This is a genomic window from Citrobacter sp. Cpo147, from assembly GCF_030332405.1.
In the GTDB taxonomy this organism is placed as follows: domain Bacteria; phylum Pseudomonadota; class Gammaproteobacteria; order Enterobacterales; family Enterobacteriaceae; genus Citrobacter; species Citrobacter portucalensis.
On the sequence record NZ_JAOWHX010000033.1, the window covers coordinates 289,994 to 309,358 of the forward strand.

At 50.3% G+C, this 19,365-nt stretch carries 22 protein-coding genes and 3 tRNA genes; 6 read left to right on the top strand and 19 right to left on the bottom strand.

Annotated elements, in window-relative coordinates; all coding sequences use genetic code 11:
• Window positions 1-16: 16 nt before the first annotated feature.
• From otsA to OGY06_RS13430, 6 genes are all read right to left on the bottom strand, one after another.
• Window positions 17-1,438, bottom strand: a complete 1,422-nt coding sequence (gene otsA, locus OGY06_RS13405; protein ID WP_003833894.1) for an alpha,alpha-trehalose-phosphate synthase — start codon at window positions 1,436-1,438, stop codon at window positions 17-19.
• Window positions 1,413-2,216, bottom strand: coding sequence for a trehalose-phosphatase (gene otsB, locus OGY06_RS13410; RefSeq protein WP_063940888.1), 804 nt, complete (start codon window positions 2,214-2,216; stop codon window positions 1,413-1,415). The genes otsA and otsB overlap by 26 nt, the downstream gene beginning before the upstream one ends.
• A gap of 175 nt (window positions 2,217-2,391) precedes the next feature.
• Window positions 2,392-3,378 carry an L-arabinose ABC transporter permease AraH gene (gene araH, locus OGY06_RS13415; protein WP_003034609.1) on the bottom strand — a complete coding sequence of 329 codons (987 nt, stop codon included), beginning with the start codon at window positions 3,376-3,378 and terminating at the stop codon, window positions 2,392-2,394.
• 14 nt (window positions 3,379-3,392) lie between these two features.
• Window positions 3,393-4,907: an arabinose ABC transporter ATP-binding protein AraG gene (gene araG / locus OGY06_RS13420; protein ID WP_286605477.1), complete on the bottom strand. Its 1,515-nt coding sequence runs from the start codon at window positions 4,905-4,907 to the stop codon at window positions 3,393-3,395.
• Between the two features lie 132 nt (window positions 4,908-5,039).
• Complete coding sequence (locus OGY06_RS13425) at window positions 5,040-6,029, bottom strand: arabinose ABC transporter substrate-binding protein (protein WP_003833897.1); 990 nt, start codon at window positions 6,027-6,029, stop codon at window positions 5,040-5,042.
• Window positions 6,030-6,347: 318 nt separating this feature from the next.
• Entirely contained in the window at window positions 6,348-6,905 is a 558-nt protein-coding gene (locus OGY06_RS13430) for a DJ-1/PfpI family protein (RefSeq protein ID WP_267441255.1), read from the bottom strand.
• A 553-nt stretch (window positions 6,906-7,458) separates the two neighbouring features.
• Here OGY06_RS13430 and OGY06_RS13435 point away from each other — a divergent pair.
• Window positions 7,459-7,962, top strand: coding sequence for a non-heme ferritin-like protein (locus tag OGY06_RS13435; RefSeq protein ID WP_003034597.1), 504 nt, complete (start codon window positions 7,459-7,461; stop codon window positions 7,960-7,962).
• A gap of 139 nt (window positions 7,963-8,101) precedes the next feature.
• Here OGY06_RS13435 and OGY06_RS13440 read toward each other — a convergent pair whose 3' ends face one another.
• The gene (locus OGY06_RS13440) at window positions 8,102-8,353 is read right to left on the bottom strand and encodes a DUF2766 family protein (protein ID WP_003034595.1); all 252 of its coding nucleotides are present in this window, start codon (window positions 8,351-8,353) and stop codon (window positions 8,102-8,104) included.
• 129 nt (window positions 8,354-8,482) lie between these two features.
• On the opposite strand from OGY06_RS13440, the gene OGY06_RS13445 reads away from it, so the two are divergent.
• Window positions 8,483-9,904: an MFS transporter gene (locus OGY06_RS13445; RefSeq protein ID WP_286605480.1), complete on the top strand. Its 1,422-nt coding sequence runs from the start codon at window positions 8,483-8,485 to the stop codon at window positions 9,902-9,904.
• 33 nt (window positions 9,905-9,937) lie between these two features.
• Here the strand turns inward: OGY06_RS13445 and OGY06_RS13450 are convergent, their stop codons facing one another.
• Entirely contained in the window at window positions 9,938-10,576 is a 639-nt protein-coding gene (locus tag OGY06_RS13450) for an RpiB/LacA/LacB family sugar-phosphate isomerase (protein WP_003034591.1), read from the bottom strand.
• A gap of 267 nt (window positions 10,577-10,843) precedes the next feature.
• Here OGY06_RS13450 and OGY06_RS13455 point away from each other — a divergent pair, with 267 nt between their 5' ends.
• Together OGY06_RS13455 and ftnA are read left to right on the top strand one after the other, a co-directional pair.
• Window positions 10,844-11,179, top strand: a complete 336-nt coding sequence (locus OGY06_RS13455) for a YecR-like family lipoprotein (RefSeq protein ID WP_063940890.1) — start codon at window positions 10,844-10,846, stop codon at window positions 11,177-11,179.
• Between the two features lie 194 nt (window positions 11,180-11,373).
• Window positions 11,374-11,871, top strand: a complete 498-nt coding sequence (gene ftnA, locus OGY06_RS13460) for a non-heme ferritin (RefSeq protein WP_286605482.1) — start codon at window positions 11,374-11,376, stop codon at window positions 11,869-11,871.
• A gap of 45 nt (window positions 11,872-11,916) precedes the next feature.
• On the opposite strand, the gene OGY06_RS13465 is transcribed toward ftnA, so the two are convergent.
• Complete coding sequence (locus OGY06_RS13465) at window positions 11,917-12,156, bottom strand: YecH family metal-binding protein (RefSeq protein ID WP_003034586.1); 240 nt, start codon at window positions 12,154-12,156, stop codon at window positions 11,917-11,919.
• Between the two features lie 225 nt (window positions 12,157-12,381).
• Here OGY06_RS13465 and tyrP point away from each other — a divergent pair, with 225 nt between their 5' ends.
• Window positions 12,382-13,593: a tyrosine transporter TyrP gene (gene tyrP / locus OGY06_RS13470; protein ID WP_063940420.1), complete on the top strand. Its 1,212-nt coding sequence runs from the start codon at window positions 12,382-12,384 to the stop codon at window positions 13,591-13,593.
• A 26-nt stretch (window positions 13,594-13,619) separates the two neighbouring features.
• Here the strand turns inward: tyrP and OGY06_RS13475 are convergent, their stop codons facing one another.
• The 6 genes from OGY06_RS13475 to OGY06_RS13500 all read right to left on the bottom strand — a co-directional run bounded on the left by OGY06_RS13475 (window position 13,620) and on the right by OGY06_RS13500 (window position 17,631).
• On the bottom strand, window positions 13,620-14,285 hold the full coding sequence (locus OGY06_RS13475) for a YecA/YgfB family protein (RefSeq protein WP_003034581.1): 666 nt from the start codon (window positions 14,283-14,285) through the stop codon (window positions 13,620-13,622).
• Between the two features lie 209 nt (window positions 14,286-14,494).
• Complete coding sequence (locus OGY06_RS13480; RefSeq protein WP_003833910.1) at window positions 14,495-14,776, bottom strand: heavy-metal-associated domain-containing protein; 282 nt, start codon at window positions 14,774-14,776, stop codon at window positions 14,495-14,497.
• On the bottom strand, window positions 14,773-15,129 hold the full coding sequence (locus tag OGY06_RS13485; RefSeq protein WP_003833912.1) for a mercuric transporter MerT family protein: 357 nt from the start codon (window positions 15,127-15,129) through the stop codon (window positions 14,773-14,775). Before OGY06_RS13485 ends, OGY06_RS13480 begins: the two co-directional genes overlap by 4 nt.
• Entirely contained in the window at window positions 15,107-16,249 is a 1,143-nt protein-coding gene (locus OGY06_RS13490) for a transglutaminase-like domain-containing protein (protein ID WP_286605485.1), read from the bottom strand. The genes OGY06_RS13485 and OGY06_RS13490 overlap by 23 nt, the downstream gene beginning before the upstream one ends.
• 208 nt (window positions 16,250-16,457) lie before the next feature.
• The gene (locus OGY06_RS13495) at window positions 16,458-16,928 is read right to left on the bottom strand and encodes an SRPBCC family protein (RefSeq protein WP_003833916.1); all 471 of its coding nucleotides are present in this window, start codon (window positions 16,926-16,928) and stop codon (window positions 16,458-16,460) included.
• Between the two features lie 13 nt (window positions 16,929-16,941).
• Entirely contained in the window at window positions 16,942-17,631 is a 690-nt protein-coding gene (locus tag OGY06_RS13500; protein WP_003833917.1) for a LolA family protein, read from the bottom strand.
• Window positions 17,632-17,835: 204 nt separating this feature from the next.
• Here OGY06_RS13500 and OGY06_RS23225 point away from each other — a divergent pair, with 204 nt between their 5' ends.
• On the top strand, window positions 17,836-18,180 hold the full coding sequence (locus tag OGY06_RS23225; RefSeq protein WP_003833919.1) for a hypothetical protein: 345 nt from the start codon (window positions 17,836-17,838) through the stop codon (window positions 18,178-18,180).
• Window positions 18,181-18,336: 156 nt separating this feature from the next.
• Here the strand turns inward: OGY06_RS23225 and OGY06_RS13510 are convergent.
• From OGY06_RS13510 to pgsA, 4 genes are all read right to left on the bottom strand, one after another.
• Window positions 18,337-18,423 (bottom strand) — tRNA-Leu (locus OGY06_RS13510).
• 12 nt (window positions 18,424-18,435) lie between these two features.
• A tRNA-Cys gene (locus OGY06_RS13515) sits at window positions 18,436-18,509 on the bottom strand.
• Between the two features lie 51 nt (window positions 18,510-18,560).
• Window positions 18,561-18,636 (bottom strand) — tRNA-Gly (locus OGY06_RS13520).
• 151 nt (window positions 18,637-18,787) lie between these two features.
• Window positions 18,788-19,336 (bottom strand): CDP-diacylglycerol--glycerol-3-phosphate 3-phosphatidyltransferase, encoded by a 549-nt coding sequence (gene pgsA / locus OGY06_RS13525; protein WP_003030490.1) that lies wholly within the window; start codon window positions 19,334-19,336, stop codon window positions 18,788-18,790.
• Window positions 19,337-19,365 lie beyond the last annotated feature (29 nt).

Here is a 19,365-nt window from a genome sequence, read left to right on the forward strand (position 1 = left end):
CCACAGTGCCACGACTTCATGCGAGTTTAGAACAGGAAGAGATATTGTCTGGCAGTTGGCATTGACTCCGACGCGGCGTGACCGTTTTAAGATCGCAAATGAACGTCGCCTGCCAGTTGTCGATATCGTTTTTAACGATAGTCTCAAGCATTTCAGCGTGGCGCGAGATACGTTCGGTAAGTGGCATCGTCAGCGCCTGGTTTAATGCGCCTGCCACTTCATCCCGATCATAAGGATTAACAATAAGCGCGGAGGTTAGCTCGTTCGCCGCCCCGGCAAATTGCGATAAAACCAGCACGCCAGGGTTAGCAGGATCCTGTGCGGCCACAAACTCTTTCGCCACCAGGTTCATACCATCGCGCAACGGGGTCACCAACCCTACATCCGAGTAGCGGAAGATCTTCATCAGCAATTTACGATCAAAATACTGGTTCAGATAGTAAAGCGGCGTCCAGCCCAGTTGCCCATATTTGCCGTTGATTCGCCCTGCCTCTGTTTCCAGTTGGTGGCGAATATCCTGATAGGCCTGCACCTCTTCACGCGAGGTCGGTGCTATCTGCGTATAGCGAATTTTACCGTGGTGCTGCGGATAATGTTCCAGTAAGGCCTCATAGGCCTGAAAGCGCTCCGGCAAGCCTTTGGAGTAATCCAGACGCTCCACGGAGAAAATATTCTGCACATTTTTAAGCTCCGCTTTTAGCTGTGCCAGTTTTGGCGGCAGCGGACCGGACGCCTGTCGAGCAATCTCATCCGGTTCAATACCGATGGGATAGACCTGAGTGCGAAACGCTTTTCCCCATGCCTGGTGGTGCTTATCTTTATGCGTGGTCACCCGAGTCTGGGCTGCGAGACAGTCCAGAAAAGCCTGACGATCGTTTTCGGTCTGGAAACCAAGCAAATCAAAATCACACATTTGCTCAAGCAGCGCCAGATGTGGCGGGAGCGCATTAAAAATTTCCGGCGTCGGAAACGGAATATGCAGGAAAAAACCGATGCGATTACGCACGCCGCGCTTACGTAACTCGCAGGCAAACGGCAACAGATGGTAATCATGAACCCAAATAATGTCGTCATCGCCAAGCAACGGCAGAAGTTTATCTACCAGTAAGGCATTAACCCGTTGGTAGCCTTCCCAGGCAGAGCGCTGAAACTGAACTAAATCCAGTCGATAGTGAAACGCGGGCCATAAAACCGCATTTGAAAACTGGCAGTAATACTCTTCGTAATCTTGCTCACTCAAATTAAACGAGGCCCAGGTGATATTGCCACGCGTGACCTTTTTTAACGGTTTATCCTCATTACCTGTATCACCACTCCAGCCAAACCATAAACCACCAGCAGCTTTTAACGCGCCCAGTACACCGACCGCGAGCCCACCCGCGCTCCCTTTGTCATCTGGTGAGGCGATACGATTAGATACTACGACTAAACGACTCATAGCCACCTCTTCTGTTATTCGTTGCTTTCGGTTCTTGCTGCGAAGAGTTAATTTTCTCCAGCCAGCGCCAGACATCCCTGACGCCATCCAGACGCCATGTCGCCTGCGTCGGCCCGATCCCCACCTTCACGGAAATACCGCCAGCGCGGTTAACTACAGCAAACCCTGTTTCATCTGTCAGATCATCACCGAAAAACACAGGGATCCGGCCAGCAAAAGGCGCTTCCTGCATAAATGCAGCTATCGCGTCGCCTTTATTGCTGCCCTTAGGCTTTATTTCCACGACACATTTTCCGTGCTGCAGAGCAAGCTGCGGCCATCTGCGCGTGATGCCTTCAGCCAGGGTAACCAGCGCCGCTTCGTGTTCGGGTGCCTGGCGATAATGCAACGCGAAGGCCATGCCTTTGGTTTCAAGTGTTGCCCCCGGTAACGTCACCAACGCTGCGTGTAATAACGCCCCGGCTTCACGTTCGATACCTTCAGGCAGGTTTACTATGTGCGTCTGACCATTGATGTCACGGCGTTCTGCCCCATGTACTCCGGCAAGCGGAAAACGAAACGGAGTAGTGAGTGCGTCAAGCTCAACCATTGAGCGCCCTGAAATCAATGCCAGCGCATCCGCATTCTGCGTCGCTAACTGATGTAGACATTGCAGGATTGTCTTCGGGACAACGACCTGGTCGGGAAAGGGTTTAATCTCAGCAAGTGTCCCATCGAGATCAAAAAAGTAAGCACAGTTTGCAGATTGTTCAGGGGGTAAAGTCAGTGATGCTGTCACCCGGTTATCCTCCTCATCATGGTCAGAACGCCACGCGGATCGCGGCATATAGATGATGTATGACGGATATAAGTATAGACAGTGTGACCATGCTCGCCATTTGAAAAAACAATCGCCAGCCGGGTAGCGGCTGGCGACGGGCAGAAGCTAGACTAAAAAGTTGGGGTTTAAATCATCAAACGGTACGCTTCGCTTTTTGCTTATAACGGTCGAAGATCACCGCCGCCAGCAGGATGAGGCCACGTACCACATACTGCGCGAACGGAGAGATATTCAGCAGGTTCATCGCATTCTCAACTGTACCCAGGATCAGCACCCCGGCCACCACATATGAGATTTTTCCGATGCCGCCTTTAAGCGAAACGCCCCCTAACACGCAGGCCGAAATAACGATCAACTCATAACCGATTGAGGTCATTGGCTGGCCGCTGGTCATACGCGATGCGAGGATAATCCCGGCAATGGCGGATACCAGACCGGAAAGAATAAAGATAATAATCTTGGTGCGAACAACCGGAACCCCAGCCAGGCGCGCCGCCTCTTCATTGCCCCCAATGGCCAGGGTATTACGCCCAAACGTGGTTTTGTTCAGCAGTAAGCCAAAGACAATGAAACAAACGACCGTGATCCAAATAGGCGCCGGCAGACCAAACCAGTTAGCATAGCCGAGTGTGAAGAAACGCTCGTCTTCAATCCCGACTGCCTTACCGTCGGAGATAATATAGGCCAGACCACGTACAATCTGCATTGTCGCAAGAGTCGTGATCAGGGCGTTAATTTTTAACCGCGCAATCACGAACCCATTGACCAGGCCACACAGAATACCGAGCAGCAGTCCGGCAGCCACACCAATCCACAGACTTTCGGTCATGTTAATAACTACGGCAGTGGTAACACCAGCACAGGCAATCACAGATGCGACAGACAGGTCGAAATCACCGGATGCAAGGCAAAACAGCATCCCGCAGGCAACCATACCCGACATCGATACCGCCAGCCCTAACCCCTTCATGTTGATGAAAGTCGCAAAGTTTGGCACAAAGAGGGAACAAACCAGGAACAGCACGGCGAACACCACCAGCATGCCGTATTGATCCCAAATGCGGCCCAGATTTAGCGCCGACTTCGCTGCGCCAGAACCCGATGTAGAAACGGAAGACATCATACTCTCCTTATTCAGGCTACAGCCTGGCTGACTTTAGGCATAGCAAGGCTCAACGCCTGGCGCTCATCCGCCTGTTCATGAAGCAACCCACCGGCAACTTCGCCCTCTCTCATCACCACGATACGATCGGCGACACCGAGCACTTCTGGCAGGTCACTGGAAGCAAACAATACGGCCACTCCGCGCGCTGCGAGGGCATAAATCACGTTGTAAATTTCATGCTTGGCGCCCACATCAATGCCGCGTGTAGGCTCATCCAACAAAATCACTTTCATCTCTTCCGATAACCAACGACCGAGAATAGCCTTCTGTTGATTACCGCCGGAGAGGTTCATGATCAGTTGCTCTGCACCCGGCGTTTTTATGTTGAGTGAACGAATATGGTGATCGGCATTGGTCTCTTCCCAGCCGTTGTTGATCACGCATCCCCCCAGAACATGCTTACGCCGTGCACTAATGTTGATGTTGTTGCGCACTGAATGGACCGGAATGATCCCTTCGGCTTTGCGATCCTCCGGGCACAGCATCATACCCGCTTCAATGGCATGGCTTGGTTTACGGATATCGATAGGCTGTTCATCAATAAATACCTGGCCCGCTGTGATACGCGTACCGCCGAACAGCCCTTTCATTAATTCGCTACGTCCGGCCCCCACCAGGCCAAACAGCCCGACAATTTCACCGCTTCGCACAGATAAGCTGATTGGCGTACGCACGCCAGGAGCTTTGACTTCATGCAGCCGCAGACGCTCTGTGCCATACGGTCTGGATTTCCAGCCATAGATATCCCCGAGGTCACGCCCGACCATCGCCTGCACCAACGCATCGTGATCGACCTGCTGCATGTCCGAGAACGTTTTGACGTAATGACCATCTTTAAACACGGTGATGGCATCGCTGAGAGCAAAAATCTCCTCCATACGGTGCGAAACGTACAGAATGATACGTCCTTCGTTGCGCAGCTCACGGATAACGCGAAACAGATTCTCAATCTCGCGAGCCGACAGGGAGCTGGTTGGTTCATCAAAGGCGATAATTTTGGCGTTTCGCGCCAGCGCTTTTGCAATCTCCACCATCTGCCACTGGCCAATGGAGAGGTATTTCAGTGGGGTATCGGGATCAATATCCATCCCCAGATGCTTCAGCTGGATTCCTGCTTCATAGTTCAGCAGCGAGCGGTTCACAATCCCGCCTTTGTGCGGTAACTGCCCTAAGTAAATATTCTCGGCAACGGTCATTTCCGGGACGAGATGCAGTTCCTGATAAATAATGGCGACACCGGCGTTGAGTGCGGCAGTGGTATCCGCGAACGAAACTTCCTGTCCGCGGATCGTCAGAGATCCCGTTGTTGGCGCATAGTTACCGCTGAGAATTTTTAAGAGTGTTGATTTCCCGGCGCCATTTTCGCCCATCAGCGCATGCACCTGTCCGGCATAGCAGTCGAAACTGATATCCGTCAGCGCCTTAACGCCCGGGAACGTTTTGCCAATGCCGCGAAATGAGAGATACGGGGTAGACTGTTGCATAACGTCTCCGTGAGTCAGGATTTTACCGGCCTGGAAAACCGCCGGACGTAGGCCCGGTAAGCACAGCGCCACCGGGCATTGCGCCGGATGGCGGCTTCGCCTTATCCGGCCTACAACATCGCAGCATTTCTGTTACTTACCGCCTAAGCCTTTCTTCGCCAGCTCTTCTTTGAAGTTATCGCGGGTAATCAGCACCACATCCGTCACTTCAGTGAATGCCGGTGGCTCTGCACCTTTCGTTACCCAGTTGTAGAGCATTTCACTGGATTTATAGCCGTGCACGTCCGGGCTTGGCAGCAGTGAACCGTAGAACCCGGTCGCTTCGCCTTTAGACAGCTCGCTAACCGCGTCAACGCCGTTGATCCCGATACCAATCACGTTTGGTGCTTTGAAGCCCTGCCCTTCGGTAGCACGTACGCCACCCAGCACGGTGTTGTCGTTCATGCCGACAATCAGCCAGTTTTTGACTTCAGGATGCTGAACCAGCATGGAGTTGGCGGCGTCAAATGCGCCGGGGATGTCATTCGATTTTGTTGGGACCTGGTAAATTTGTTTTTCCGGGAAGCCTGCGGCTTTAAGCGCTTCCATTGAACCAGAAGTACGACGACGTGCGGTATCCAGTTCGTTGGCGGTAATGGCCATTACGGCGGTGGATTTCACATCCCAACCGCGTTTTTGCATCTCCTTGTACAGCTCCTGGCCCTGGCGTTCACCAATTTTGGTTGCCGCCATCATCACCAGCGGCACGGTATCCATCGGCTTACCTTTAGCGTTGGCAAACTGGTCGTCGACGGCAATAACTTTCATATCGTAGCCACGCGCCTTAGCCATAATGGCTGGCCCCAGTTTTGGATCTGGCGTGCAAATCACAAACCCTTTTGCTCCACTTGCAGCCAGGCTGTCGATGGCGTTCAGGGTTTTCTCACCATCCGGAACGGCAATTTTAATCACCTCAAAACCAAGGTCTTTACCGGCTTTATCGGCAAATTTCCATTCAGTCTGGAACCACGGTTCTTCCGGCTGTTTGACCAGGAAACCGAGCTTCATGGATTCAGCGATAGCGGATTGTGACATAATGGCAGCCAGACCGATGGCAGCCAGCGCTTTAGTGAATTTGTGCATGGTTAACTCCAGCTTTAACGTTCTTTTATGTAGGGTAAAATCAGACGATTTTTTGTAATTCGGACGTAAAACAAGGCATTACCTTTTATTGATAAGATCAATGCCAGTGCTGAGAGTATTTTTAGCGGGAAATTGATTCTCCATAAGAGAGCGGCATCACACCACAGAATTACAGTAATTGCGTACATAAATTCAGCGGGAAATGACATAAAAAAACGCGGTTTTGTCGACGGGAAAAAAGAGGGATAGCAGATTAGTCCATAACATCAGCCAACGAATCCTTGTTCCCGAATACCGAAGCATTCGGGAGCACAATGATTACCATCTGTAATAAATGTGGTCAGCATGATCGCGAACCGGAATGTCATCTTCCAGCAGACGCGCTGAAAGCGTGAAAGCAAAATCGAAAATATGCCCTAACCCTTTGCCGCTAATAAGGTTGCCATCTTCAACAACCGGCGCATCAATATATTCGCCATCCGCGACGTTTTGCCACAGATCTCCCGAACACACATAGCGGCGCCCCTTCAGCAGGCCGTTGCCGCCCAGCACACGCGCCGCCGCAGAACACACCGGGCAAATGAGTTTTCCTGCATCGTCATGGCGAGCGATAAACTGGGTGACAGCCTCACTGGCGGCAAGGTTAACGCTGCCCTGCGGCCCGCCGGGTAACACAACGGCATCATAAAGATCCGTCTGACGCGCAGCCAGCGTGCTGTCCGTCACCATCGGCACGTCATGGTAGCTCACCACCGCACAGGACTCGGCGCAGGCCAGTGTTTCAACTTCGATCTGCAGGCGGCGCAGAATATCAATGGTAACAATGGCTTCCGCCTCTTCAAAACCAGGTGCCAGTAGCACGGCAACCTTTTTCATACACACTCCTCGATTTTTCCAAATACACCAAACAATAAATGCCGAATCATTCAGGCGCTTAACTTTATTAATTTCCACAAAACTGATCTGGCGCAAAAAATTAGCCAGCAGATAGCGTTCACCGACGCGGGTCAATGGTGAAATTTCTTCATCCGAAGACCAGATAATCATCTGGCGACAGACAATACCTGATTGTGAAATTCCATTTCGTGATATGAAACATCATTTCATTATCAATATTTTACTTTAATCCCATAAATATCAATCTGTTATATTCACAGCATTTATATGCACAAGCGGAAAAATCACTAATATTGCTATGACAATATGTAAAAAATCATAAATACGCAGATTTAAGGATTTTCTTATGTCGGGACTGGAGTTATGCTGAATCTCGATCGGGAGCGAATATAATTCGTGATCACTAAAGGACCGGCGGAACGGATTTATTCTGCTAACAGTTTTAATTGTACGTAGTGGTGACGTGTAGCGGCAGCCCGTTGCACTGACGTTAGTAACGTACATTCCCCTTTCTGGAAATAAGGATATTGATATGGCTGCAGTTGGAATTGTTCATAAACTCAACACACAAATGAACCTCGAGTTCTACGCATCGAATCTTTACCTGCATCTCAGTGAATGGTGCTACGAACACAGCCTGACTGGCACCGCAACCTTTCTACGCACCCAGGCGCAAGGTAACGTGACTCAAATGATGCGTATGTTTAATTTTATGAAAAGTGCCGGGGCTAACCCTATCGTCAAGGCTATTGATGTTCCGGGTGATGAACTAACTTCCCTTGAAGAACTGTTTCAGAAAACGCTGGATGAATACCAACAGCGCTACAGCAAGCTATCACGCTTAACTAATGAAGCAGAAGCCTTGAATGATGCAACAACCATTGATTTTCTTCACGATCTGGAAAAAGAGCAGCAGCAGGATGGCGTGCTGTTACAGACGATTCTTGATGAAGTCCGCAGCGCTAAACGTGCGGGACTGTGCATGGCGCAAACCGATAAGCACCTGCTGAACGTCGTGAACTATCAACATCACTAATCTTCAATTTTCATCGTGTTAATGCCGGATAACGATGCGACGCACCTTATCCGGCTGGTGCTTAATTTTCTCTACGCTCACGCCTCTCATTCTGCGAGGCGCAAAAAAACCTTTCTAAAACCTGAAACAACGGTTTATTTTAGTGAGATTCATTCTGCGGCGTGAATTTCAACTCGATCAAGGCAACCGCTTTTTGTATTGCGCGCATAGTGACCGGATCGGCACCTGCAGGATGGCTGGAAAAGTCGATGCTTTTCAGCTGGCTGGACATTTTCTCCCGAACTTCTACTGGGGCAATAACATCAAGAACATCCAGAATCTGCTTGATAACCAGCTGACAGGCAACAACGTCCGAGAGCAGTTCCTGATCGGCATTCAGTGTTTGGGACATAGTGAGCTCCTTATAGAAAGGTCGTCATAGTACCCATTCAACGAACGAAACGATAGCCGCGCATGCCTTCCGAATGCGCTGAAAATAAAAATAGTTCCAGTCAGTTTCTTTTGAGATGGCAAGCACAACATGAGTGAACATTTTGCGGTTGAGAACAAACGCGGTCTATCCCCGGCGGCATTACTGGTTGCCGGGGCTTTCTTTATGGAGTTTATTGACGGCACGGTGATTGCCACCGCACTGCCCGACATGGCGAAAAGTTTTGGCGTGCAGGCAGTTGACCTAAACATAGGTATCAGCGCCTATCTGATCACCCTCGCGGTACTGATCCCCGCCAGCGGCTGGATTGCGGATCGCTTCGGCGCCCGAAAGGTGTTTACCCTTGCACTGGCGATATTTACTCTCGCCTCGGTTTTATGCGGTTTGTCCGAAAGCCTTGAGAGCTTTGTCGCCATGCGAATCTTACAGGGTATAGGTGGTGCGCTAATGGTTCCGGTTGGCCGACTCGCGGTATTACGAACCACGCCTAAACATCAGTTGATCACCGCTATTGCGACCCTGACCTGGCCCGCGTTAGTCGCACCCATCATTGGCCCTCCCCTTGGCGGATTCATTACCAGCTATGCCAACTGGCGCTGGATCTTTTTCATTAATGTACCGCTCGGAATACTGGCGATTGCGCTGGCGCTACGTTTTATTCCGGATATTCATGACGACGAGCGCCGCCCATTTGATATAACGGGATTTATCGCAACCTCTGTTGCGATGGTGAGCCTGGTGTATGCCATGGAGTTACTGGGAACCCAACAGCCTCAGGGCTGGCTGACCGCCGGACTTTTGGCGCTAGGAACAGTGACCTTTCTGTTTGCACTGCATCATTTTCATCGCACCGCCTGGCCAATGATTCGCCTTGATGCCATGAACGTCCCTACTTTTCGCGTCACCATGTATGGCGGATCGCTGTTTCGTGCCTCTATCAGCGCCGTGCCGTTTCTGCTGCCGTTAATGTTTCAGGTAGGTTTTGGCATGAACGCTTTTCACGCGGGTTCGCTGGTACTGGCGGTATTTGTCGGCAATCTGACGATTAAACCTGCCACCACACCGTTGATACGCTGGCTGGGCTTTAAGAAACTGCTGTTGATTAACGGTGCACTTAACGTTCTGGCGCTGCTGGCCTGTGCATTAATTACGCCACAGACCCCCGTGTGGGTTATTTTGCTGGTGTTGTATCTGGGCGGCGTGTTCCGCTCAATTCAGTTTACCGGCGTCAGCACACTTGCCTTCGCTGACGTCCCCGCGGCACAAATGAGCTACGCTAATACGCTGTTCAGTACGGCGACACAATTAGCGGTGGGGTTGGGCATTTCTTTAGCCGCTATTGGCATCCGCATTGGCGATGTGGTCAGTGAAAAGCTGGCATTGGGCAATGTTCCGGGGATCAGTTTCCGGCTGGCCTTTGTCGCTATTGCCATTATTTGTCTGGTAGGTATGGTGGATACGCTGCGGCTCACCCATGATGCAGGAAGCGCAGTATCGAACAAGAACAAGTAGCCCGGAGGGTGAACGCCGCCGGGCCAACAGGATTTAGCCAATCACCTCGCGTACAAACGCTTCGATTGCTTTGTCCTGGCAGTTTTCAAAGAAGCACTGCTGGAAGCGCGGGCCTGATACAGCGGTTTTCACCAGTTCAGGATCGATCGCGCGCAGCGTGTCCAGATAATTTTCTTTTACCACAGCCGCTTTCACCTGATTCAGAATACCGGCGTTACGCACCTGCGGCTCTTTACGCTCCGGTGGGTAGCCTTCACCATTACGCCCGGTGAACGCTTTTTCAAACATATAGCGCACATTCAGCTCAGCACCCCAGCCAAAACCTTTGGCGAATGCCAGAGAAAGCGCGTTGCCGTTGTTAATCTGAGAGAACAAGAACGCATCTGCAGGATCGAGGCAATAACCACACACCACACCCGGATGGATATTCAGTGACATCATTGCCCCCTGGCCCGTACCGCAACCTGTAACAACAAAGTCTACAGCTTTGGAATTAAGCAGGATGCTGGCCATAATGCCTAAATGGATGTAGGTCAGATGATGATCATTTTCGTCGCTCATCCCAACGTTATAGACCGGAAAACCTTTCTCATCCGCAACGGCCTTAAGCTCGTTATGGATGATGGCGTTTTTGCTTGCCTGGCTGTTTTCCATCATCAATGCAATTTTCATTCTGTACTCTCCTGAATGCGCTGCGGTAGCCCGCTGAAAGTCATAACATTCAGCCACATTACTATTTTGCAATCACACTTTCAAATTTAATGAAATTTAGTTTTAAAAAACAAAGTTGCGCTCACATTCCTGTCTGAACAGTTCAGAATTGCCGCAAACAAATGACCTCGTTGTGATTAATCGCAGGTGATCTTCGGGCTATTCAAGCCATTGATGAGGGTCTCTGTATGCCATGATAGTGTATCTTCGAACTTTCAGAGCGATCTCATGAAGACTTTTATCCTGGCGCTTTTGCCGCTCATGCTGACAGGATGCATAATCACAAAACAGGCACAGGTCAGCGAAGCCAGCGCCATCACTGGTGTGGTTCGCCTCACTTATAATCAGGCCATGTTACAAACAGCACGTACCGATGACTACGTTACCCAAGGGACAGCCACCAAAGAGTGTCAGCGCCTGGGCTATGCCAGCGCAGAAGCGTTTGGTCAGCCGGTGTCAACCTGTAGCGTGTATGCTGGCTCTCTGTGCTTAAATACCAAAATTACACTCGCCTGGCAGTGTCATGGTGTCGCGGTGCCCCAGTCACCTTCTTTCAATTATTAATATTTCCGACCAGCTCATTTTTGCTGGTCTTTTACCACTTTATTATTTATATCCTCCGTTTAATATCGTTAATGCGTTTTATTCCCATTCGCATTTTTAATAAATAAATTTATTATTTTACCTTTTGCAAATAATTAAATAACAAATTATAGTGGCGCCACGTCAATATATAATAACGTTTGTGGAGCAGAACCATGCTGAAAACAGAAATGATCAACCAACTGAATGAGCAAATGAATCTTGAATTATATTCATCTCTGCTCTACCAACAGATGAGCGCGTGGTGCAGCTATCACAGCTTCGAAGGTGCCGCCGCCTTTTTGCGCCGTCACGCCAAGGAAGAGATGACGCACATGCAGCGTCTGTTCGACTACCTGACCGATACCGGCAGTTTGCCGCGTATTAATACCGTTTCTTCACCCTTTGCTGAATATGCGTCTCTGGATGAACTGTTCCGTGTTACTTACGAACACGAGCAGCTAATCACCCAGAAAATTAATGAGCTGGCACACGCGGCAATGACCCACCAGGATTATCCAACCTTTAATTTCCTGCAATGGTATGTTGCCGAGCAGCATGAAGAAGAGAAATTATTTAAATCTGTTATTGATAAGCTGTCGCTGGCAGGAAAAAGCGGCGAAGGTCTTTATTTCATCGACAAAGAACTGGCTACGCTTGATACACAGAATTAATATTTTAGGGCAATGATGGCAGCCCGCCATCATTACCCTTTGAAATCAGTGACGGCAGATCTTGCTTTCGTGCGTAGAGAAGCCGTCTTCTTTTGCAATAAACTTTCCCTTCGCCGCTAAAAACGCCACCAACTCGCCTGCCGTCATATCCGCCGCAGAACAAGTGTGAAAACGCGCCTGCTCGCCGAAACGTGCCGTAATCGCCGCTTCAAGGCTGGCATTTGAATACTGCTCACCAGATTCAATCATCATGTTAAGCACTTCGTGACCGTGAATAGATTCCATATTACCTCCTTAATAAAGTCCGTAGCCTAATGTGAACCGCACATCGTCGCTTTGCGCTAACGCAGGTTTATCAGCAGATAAATGTCATTTGTTATACATCTTAACGGTCAAAATATCGTAAACATTAATGTACAGTCATTGTAACGGTGATTTGACGAAAATAGCGTTTTGCCTTAATCTGCGCCGCAGATATAACCATTGATTATCTCTGGGACAGAGGAAAGCGTGAAAAACAGAACCCTGGGTAGTATTTTTATCGTGGCGGGAACCACGATTGGTGCCGGTATGTTGGCAATGCCGCTGGCTGCGGCAGGCGTGGGGTTTAGCGTCACGCTGGTATTGTTAATCAGTCTTTGGGCGTTGATGTGCTACACCGCGCTGTTGCTGCTTGAAGTGTATCAACATGTCCCGGCTGACACCGGGCTGGGTACACTGGCAAAACGTTATCTTGGTCGTTACGGACAATGGGTAACGGGCTTTAGCATGATGTTTTTAATGTATGCCCTGACGGCGGCGTACATCAGTGGTGCAGGTGAACTGCTGGCCTCCAGCATCAGCGACTGGACCGGAACAAATATATCCCCGACAACAGGCGTACTGCTGTTCACCTTTGTTGCCGGTGGCGTGGTTTGTGTTGGGACCTCGCTGGTCGATCTGTTCAACCGTCTGCTATTCAGTGCCAAGATAATCTTCCTGGTGGCGATGCTGGCTCTGTTAATGCCGCATATTCATAAAGTGAACCTGCTTACGCTGCCGCTGCAACAGGGGTTGGCGCTCTCCGCAATCCCGGTCATCTTCACCTCGTTCGGTTTTCACGGCAGTGTTCCCAGTATCGTCAGCTATATGAACGGTAACATCCGTAAACTGCGTTGGGTGTTTATTACGGGTAGCGCTATTCCTCTGGTCGCCTATATCTTCTGGCAATTGGCGACGCTTGGCAGCATTAACTCGACAACGTTCATGGGGCTATTAGCCAACCACGCAGGCTTAAATGGCTTATTGCAGGCATTGCGTGAAGTCGTGGCTTCGCCGCACGTCGAACTGGCGGTGCATCTGTTTGCTGACCTCGCGCTGGCGACCTCTTTCCTCGGCGTTGCATTGGGATTATTTGACTACCTGGCCGACCTCTTCCAGCGCCGCAATACCGTAGCGGGAAGAATGCAAACCGGCGCGGTAACCTTCCTGCCGCCGCTGGCATTCGCGCTGTTCTATCCGCGTGGTTTTGTCATGGCATTAGGGTATGCGGGCGTTGCCCTGGCGGTGCTGGCGCTGCTCATTCCCTCGATGCTGGCCTGGCAGAGCAGAAAACATAATCCGCAGGCCAACTACCGCGTAGCAGGCGGTGCTCCGGCGCTGGCGCTGGTATTTTTGTGCGGCATTGTGGTGATAGCAGTACAGTTTTCTATTGCAGCAGGATTACTACCAGAAGTGGGTTAAAACAAAGGGGCTTTCGCCCCTTTCTGTTAGTGCAAACAGCACTGCTTATATTTCTTGCCGCTGCCACACGGACAAGGGTCATTTCGCCCTACTTTGGCATCCACTTTCACCGGTACTTTGACCGGCGTTTCCTGAGGATGCGCCATCCAGTAAGCATGCAGGTCCAGCGCTGCCAGGCGGATGGCATCGACGCTCTCTTCAAACGCTTCCGGCGTTAGTTTCTCAACCACCGCAAAGTTCTCTTCCGTACCGTGCAGCGCAATAGCTTCAAGTGCTGGTTTTAACGTGTCCGGTAACGCGGACCAGTCTGACAGTGCGACGCCGCGCATATAACCAAAGCACCACTCTTCAACGATGGTCAGTTCATGCTCGTCAATTTCACGTAAACCAAACAGCGGCTCAAACTGCTCAGGATATTCATCCAGACGATCGGCCGTATCCGCCATATGTTGAAACGCCAGGTTCATGAAACGCGTCATTTCTTTTTCGGAGGACCAGCGAGGGACATACTGCGCGCCGCCCCAAATCGCGACCAGCCACTGCTCTGGTTCAATTTCATACGGTGAACTCAGCACCGCTGTCAGCAAACCATCCAGTTCTGACACATCCAGAATAGCCTTGTCTGTATTGTACTTAGTCAGTACATCATCCAGCCATTCCAGTTCGCTCTCGTTTAATGGTCCCGTTTTCATAACGCTTTTCCTTAGTCAAAAAATCTTGCCTGTGATCATCCTACATGGCTGGAGGGATAACAGATAAAAATGGGCATATGCGGCATACAGCTGCCGCCTGTTCAGGTTAACAGGAAACGCGTGGAATTCCGGAAGTTAACGCACAAAAGAGAACACTAAGCCGCCGGGCATCATACCGGGAAAACACAATAAAACCACCCGTAGGTGGTTTACTGTTGTTCAATACGGTTGAGCGTTGCGGTATAGCCCGTTTTCGCTACCGCGTTAAGTAAAGTATCGGTTGGGAAACCTTCTGGCACAATCGCTTCTGCTTGTCGGGTTTTTAGGGAGGATTTTGCTTTAATCACACCGTCGGTTTCACGTAGCGCCTGATTGACCGAAATAACGCATAACGAGCAGGTCATATTTTGTATATCAAGCACCACTTTTTGATTGGCCGCCTGAGCCCACAGCGGCAGAAGCAGGCATGCAACTAGCGTGAAGATCTTCATTCAAATACCTCATAAAACCAGGCAACTAGCGTTGGATAAAATAGCACCGGCAAAATCAACGCCAACGCGCACCAGTAGAGAACGCGCGCTTGCTTCAACGTTAACCATCCGGAACACCACAGCCGCCTGGAAAAATAGAGCCGCCAGAAGACGCGCAGTAATAAACCCAATGACACCAGCATCAGGGGAATTCGCAAAAACTCAAACTGGGTGAAAACAGCAAAGCTCGCCGCCGAAATACCAAACAGCAGATAGAGCAGCGGTCCAACGCAGCATAAGCCAGCGGTGACGGCAGCCGCCGCGGCCGTCAACAGGGTGAGTCCCGCCCCTTTAGCGTTGTTCTGTGGCGACATAGCTGTAGGAGAACGCTTTAAGATCATAGAAATTGATCGGGTCACCATCGACTTCAGCGTAAGGATAGCCAAAGTTGTTCATGGCTCCCTGCTCCGTTGCCGGATACAGCTCGAAATCACGCCCGTAGTTGAATCCAACCCAGTTCATTTCCCAGTTACCAAACAGGTAAGTGTTTACCGCCTGGACATCGGCGTCCTGATGCGACTTTTTCTCTGCCAGACGCATTTTGGTCACATCAGCAGGATCGCACGGTAACCAGCCGTAACCGGCCAGATAGAATTCGGCGCGACAATGTTGTCCGCCACTCACATCAGCGACACCTGCACTGTCAGCTTTGCCAAAAGCGCTTTTCGAGTAGCGTTCGAGCTTATTGGCTTTGCCCAGACGGATGCCAAACAGTTCGCGTGCCGGAATACCGCTGGCCCGTGCCAGAGCAACAAAAACGGAGCTCATGTCGGTGCATTTTCCTTTGAGCTTACCGCTTTTTAAGATCTCCGCCACATCCCCCGTGCCGCAGCCGATAACGTCGTTATCGCGCTCCATATGGCTACTCACCCACTCGTAAATCAGGCGTGCTTTTTTCAGCGGATCCTGCTCATTACCGGTAATTTTACGTGCGGTTTCCAGAACCTGCCCATCAACTGGGGTATGTGTCGTCGGCAGCAGGTACGGTTTTACATCCAGCGGATAAATAATCTGCTCCGGCGCTTGCCAGGTTTTCAGCGCATCCTGCTTCAGCGGCTCCCAGTCGGCGGTTTCAATGTCGATATCAACGTTAATCAACAGTTCGCCCTGCGAGTCAGGCCAGGTGGCAAACAGCGTTTTCGCGCCATAAGTATTATTAGTGGTAACGTACGCATGCTTGTAGTTTCCGCTAAAGGCAAGCGCCGTCATTTGTTGAAACGCGGTATCTACCGGAAGCGGGATCCACAGTTTTACCACGCCGCTCGATCCCTTAGGAGGGTTAAGTTTATACGTCTGGGATAACACAAAGCGCCGACGCGCGACTGGTGCAACGGATGGCTCAGCGGCGTGAACCGTCTGGCTAATAACCGCAGGACCGACTAAACCGGCGGCGGAAAGGAGAACGCTATTTTTGAGAAATTGTCGACGTTGCATTGCTGTCTGTCCATGTTGTAAGAGTTGAGCTACGGCTAAGAAGGTAAAAACCGTGTGCGATCATCACAGCAGACAGACGCTGACATAAAAAGGTGAGCCGATGGAGGTTATTCATCAATAACAGACCTGTTAACTGTGAATGAAATAAGAAACTGCGCGACAGATAGTAAGCCATAGACAGGCAAAAAGTACAGCCGTGAGGGCGAGTTCAGAAAATATAGACATTCGTTGCAAGCTTACGGGCTAGCCCTCTGGCCCCTTCGCGCATAACCATATCGTGATTCCAGCGAAAAACAGGTGCCGCCAGCGGGGCAAGATAATTCATCCAGCGGATCGTGGTACGTACATTCCAGTCATATCTGACGATAGTTTCTGCACCACTTGCAGAAAAAGACCACACGCCTCGCCCTTCAACCGCCCCGCTGGCTTGCCCCTCAAGCAGCGAGCAAGGCAGAATATTCAACACGTTGATGTCAAAGGTTAAGCGATAAGGAAGCGCTCCTTTCCAGGTATAACGATGCAGCGCCCCAATGCCCTGTATATCACCTTTTTTAATCTCAACAATGCGTTCCAGACTTTCCCACCATTCAGGCCACTGATCGGGATGAGAAAAAACATCCCATACCTCCTGAATAGAAGCCTCAACCCGCCAGACAGTGGAAAACCGATAGTTAGCCATAATACAGACTCCCTCAAGGCGAGAAGAAATTGGCGGGAAAACGGATGTTAATGACCATAGCATCCAGAAGCACGGTTTCTAATCGCTGCTCATCTGGCGCATAGCTGATCACTTTGGCAGGGAGTCCGTGATAATTATCCAGCCAGACGTCATAACGATGTACTCCATCAATCACCATTGTTCCAGGCCCAACCACAGATACGTGCATTGTCGCCCGTCCTGCAAGGTTTTCCTTACCAACTGTGGTTGTTGTCCCTTCGCGTTGCAGATGACGAATATTGCCCAACAACACGCCGATATCAGAGCGATCCACCCGATGACCACGCTCATCCTGGATCAATGAATTAGTAGGCGACAGGTGCAAAATGGGCAATGTACCCACACCAAATGGCCATAACGTCACTTTACCGCTGACAGGATTAAAGATAAGCACCGCACCTGAATGCGGTTGGGTAAAATCCATCCGCACATACCCAGGCTTTTGAAAGCTATAGCGAATAATTTTGCTTTCATCGGATGGCGACGAGGAGCGCATCATAACCTGATAAGACCTCAGGTTATTAAATGACTGTTGAGAAAATGCGATGGGATCCGTAGCCCTGGCATTCTGCGAAAAGATATCTTCTTTTTCCACCGAATATGCTGCACCACTAAGGGTGAGCAATGCTGCGAACATGACTATCGGAAAAGATGAAATGTTCATAGCAGCCCCCTGAACCAGCACTGTCTGCAAACAGAAGTAATCACCTGTTGACTGTTTTTATTATAGTTCTTAACTGCGCAGCACTACTCTTCCGATCTTTTAAATACAGTATGGACAGCAGGTTTAAAATATTGGTTTTCTTTTCAGTTAAGATGACAACATAAAGCTATACTTTAATAGCCATGCTTTTTATAGGTATTAATCATGAAACTGCCATCGGTATTTTCATGCGCCGTTCTCATATTACTGCTGCTGGCGTCATCGTCTGCCACAGCCAGCGCGTTACAAAACCAGGCCGTCAGAGAGCAAGAGTTGAGCGCGGCACTTCGAGCTGGTAATGGTGTGTTCATCATTGGCGGGACGGGTGATTTCGCTTTCACGTTCAGGGCACGAAACCGAATCCACAGACAGCTGGCGATACAGGATGGCTTTGGCGATCCCATCCTGATGAATGGTTTCCAGGACCACAACTATAATCCCGCCCGCGATGGGTTTATCAACAACCCTGCCCGAGGGGGCTTTATGTTTAACGCGCCGATTCGGCGATAGATTGATTAGCAATAGTGAGTATATAGAGGGCTGTTTACGTTTCTGGCAGGCTGCTTGACGCAAAGTATCTATGCTTGTAAAAAACAGGCACAAAAAAACCACCCGTAGGTGGTTTCACGACACTGCTTATTGCTTTGATTATTCTGTTCTTTCCCATGGTACCCGGAGTGGGACTTGAACCCACACAGCGCGAACGCCGAGGGATTTTAAATCCCTTGTGTCTACCGATTCCACCATCCGGGCTCGGGAAGAAATTGGAGGCGCGTTCCGGAGTCGAACCGGACTAGACGGATTTGCAATCCGCTACATAACCGCTTTGCTAACGCGCCGAAATCTTCTGGCTTTACAGCCAACATCCGCTATTGCCGATGTCTTAAATTTGGAGCGGGAAACGAGACTCGAACTCGCGACCCCGACCTTGGCAAGGTCGTGCTCTACCAACTGAGCTATTCCCGCATCACCAAGTAACTTTGTTAATCACTTGATTTTGTTATCGTCTGGCAATCAGTGCTGCCGTTCGATGCGTTGCATTCTACTTACCTGACGCAATGAGTCAACGATATTTTTCACCACTGACGATCGTTTGCTGAAATTTGCGTCGAAACGATCACTGATCAAGCAAATCTCCACGTGCAGCGCTCAAATACTGGAACATTGACCACAAAGTCAGTATCGCGGCGACGAAGAAAAGTGCGATCCCAGCATACTCTACCCAGATATTTGGACGCCACAGCAGCCAGGCCAGAGCAGCCATTTGCGATGTGGTTTTCACTTTACCGATCCAGGATACGGCTACGCTGCTGCGTTTACCCAGTTCGGCCATCCATTCACGCAGTGCAGAGATGATAATTTCACGCGCAATCATTGTTGCGGCAGGAAGCGTCACCCACCAGCTGTGGTAATGCTCGGTCACCAGGACCATCGCGATTGCCACCAGCACTTTATCAGCGACCGGATCGAGGAAGGCACCAAAACGCGTGCTTTGGTTCCAGCGGCGCGCCAGAAAACCGTCAAACCAGTCAGTGACCGCTGCGATACAGAAGATCAGCGCACAAACAAAGGGAGCCCAGGTGAATGGCAGGTAAAAAGCCAATACAAAGAATGGGATCAGGATGACGCGAAACAGCGTGAGCAACGTAGGGATATTAAATTGCATATGACGGATAACTATCTGTTGTCAGTGAA

Coding starts and splice junctions, on each gene's coding strand:
- OGY06_RS13475 (WP_003034581.1), bottom strand. CDS start 14,285: ATGAAAACGGGACCATTAAACGAGAGCGAACTGGAATGGCTGGATGAT.
- OGY06_RS23225 (WP_003833919.1), top strand. CDS start 17,836: ATGAAACTGCCATCGGTATTTTCATGCGCCGTTCTCATATTACTGCTG.
- araG (WP_286605477.1), bottom strand. CDS start 4,907: ATGCAACAGTCTACCCCGTATCTCTCATTTCGCGGCATTGGCAAAACG.
- OGY06_RS13455 (WP_063940890.1), top strand. CDS start 10,844: ATGAAGACTTTTATCCTGGCGCTTTTGCCGCTCATGCTGACAGGATGC.
- ftnA (WP_286605482.1), top strand. CDS start 11,374: ATGCTGAAAACAGAAATGATCAACCAACTGAATGAGCAAATGAATCTT.
- OGY06_RS13500 (WP_003833917.1), bottom strand. CDS start 17,631: ATGAACATTTCATCTTTTCCGATAGTCATGTTCGCAGCATTGCTCACC.
- OGY06_RS13495 (WP_003833916.1), bottom strand. CDS start 16,928: ATGGCTAACTATCGGTTTTCCACTGTCTGGCGGGTTGAGGCTTCTATT.
- OGY06_RS13450 (WP_003034591.1), bottom strand. CDS start 10,576: ATGAAAATTGCATTGATGATGGAAAACAGCCAGGCAAGCAAAAACGCC.
- pgsA (WP_003030490.1), bottom strand. CDS start 19,336: ATGCAATTTAATATCCCTACGTTGCTCACGCTGTTTCGCGTCATCCTG.
- OGY06_RS13490 (WP_286605485.1), bottom strand. CDS start 16,249: ATGCAACGTCGACAATTTCTCAAAAATAGCGTTCTCCTTTCCGCCGCC.
- otsA (WP_003833894.1), bottom strand. CDS start 1,438: ATGAGTCGTTTAGTCGTAGTATCTAATCGTATCGCCTCACCAGATGAC.
- OGY06_RS13465 (WP_003034586.1), bottom strand. CDS start 12,156: ATGGAATCTATTCACGGTCACGAAGTGCTTAACATGATGATTGAATCT.
- OGY06_RS13445 (WP_286605480.1), top strand. CDS start 8,483: ATGAGTGAACATTTTGCGGTTGAGAACAAACGCGGTCTATCCCCGGCG.
- OGY06_RS13485 (WP_003833912.1), bottom strand. CDS start 15,129: ATGTCGCCACAGAACAACGCTAAAGGGGCGGGACTCACCCTGTTGACG.
- araH (WP_003034609.1), bottom strand. CDS start 3,378: ATGTCTTCCGTTTCTACATCGGGTTCTGGCGCAGCGAAGTCGGCGCTA.
- OGY06_RS13480 (WP_003833910.1), bottom strand. CDS start 14,776: ATGAAGATCTTCACGCTAGTTGCATGCCTGCTTCTGCCGCTGTGGGCT.
- OGY06_RS13435 (WP_003034597.1), top strand. CDS start 7,459: ATGGCTGCAGTTGGAATTGTTCATAAACTCAACACACAAATGAACCTC.
- OGY06_RS13425 (WP_003833897.1), bottom strand. CDS start 6,029: ATGCACAAATTCACTAAAGCGCTGGCTGCCATCGGTCTGGCTGCCATT.
- OGY06_RS13430 (WP_267441255.1), bottom strand. CDS start 6,905: ATGAAAAAGGTTGCCGTGCTACTGGCACCTGGTTTTGAAGAGGCGGAA.
- OGY06_RS13440 (WP_003034595.1), bottom strand. CDS start 8,353: ATGTCCCAAACACTGAATGCCGATCAGGAACTGCTCTCGGACGTTGTT.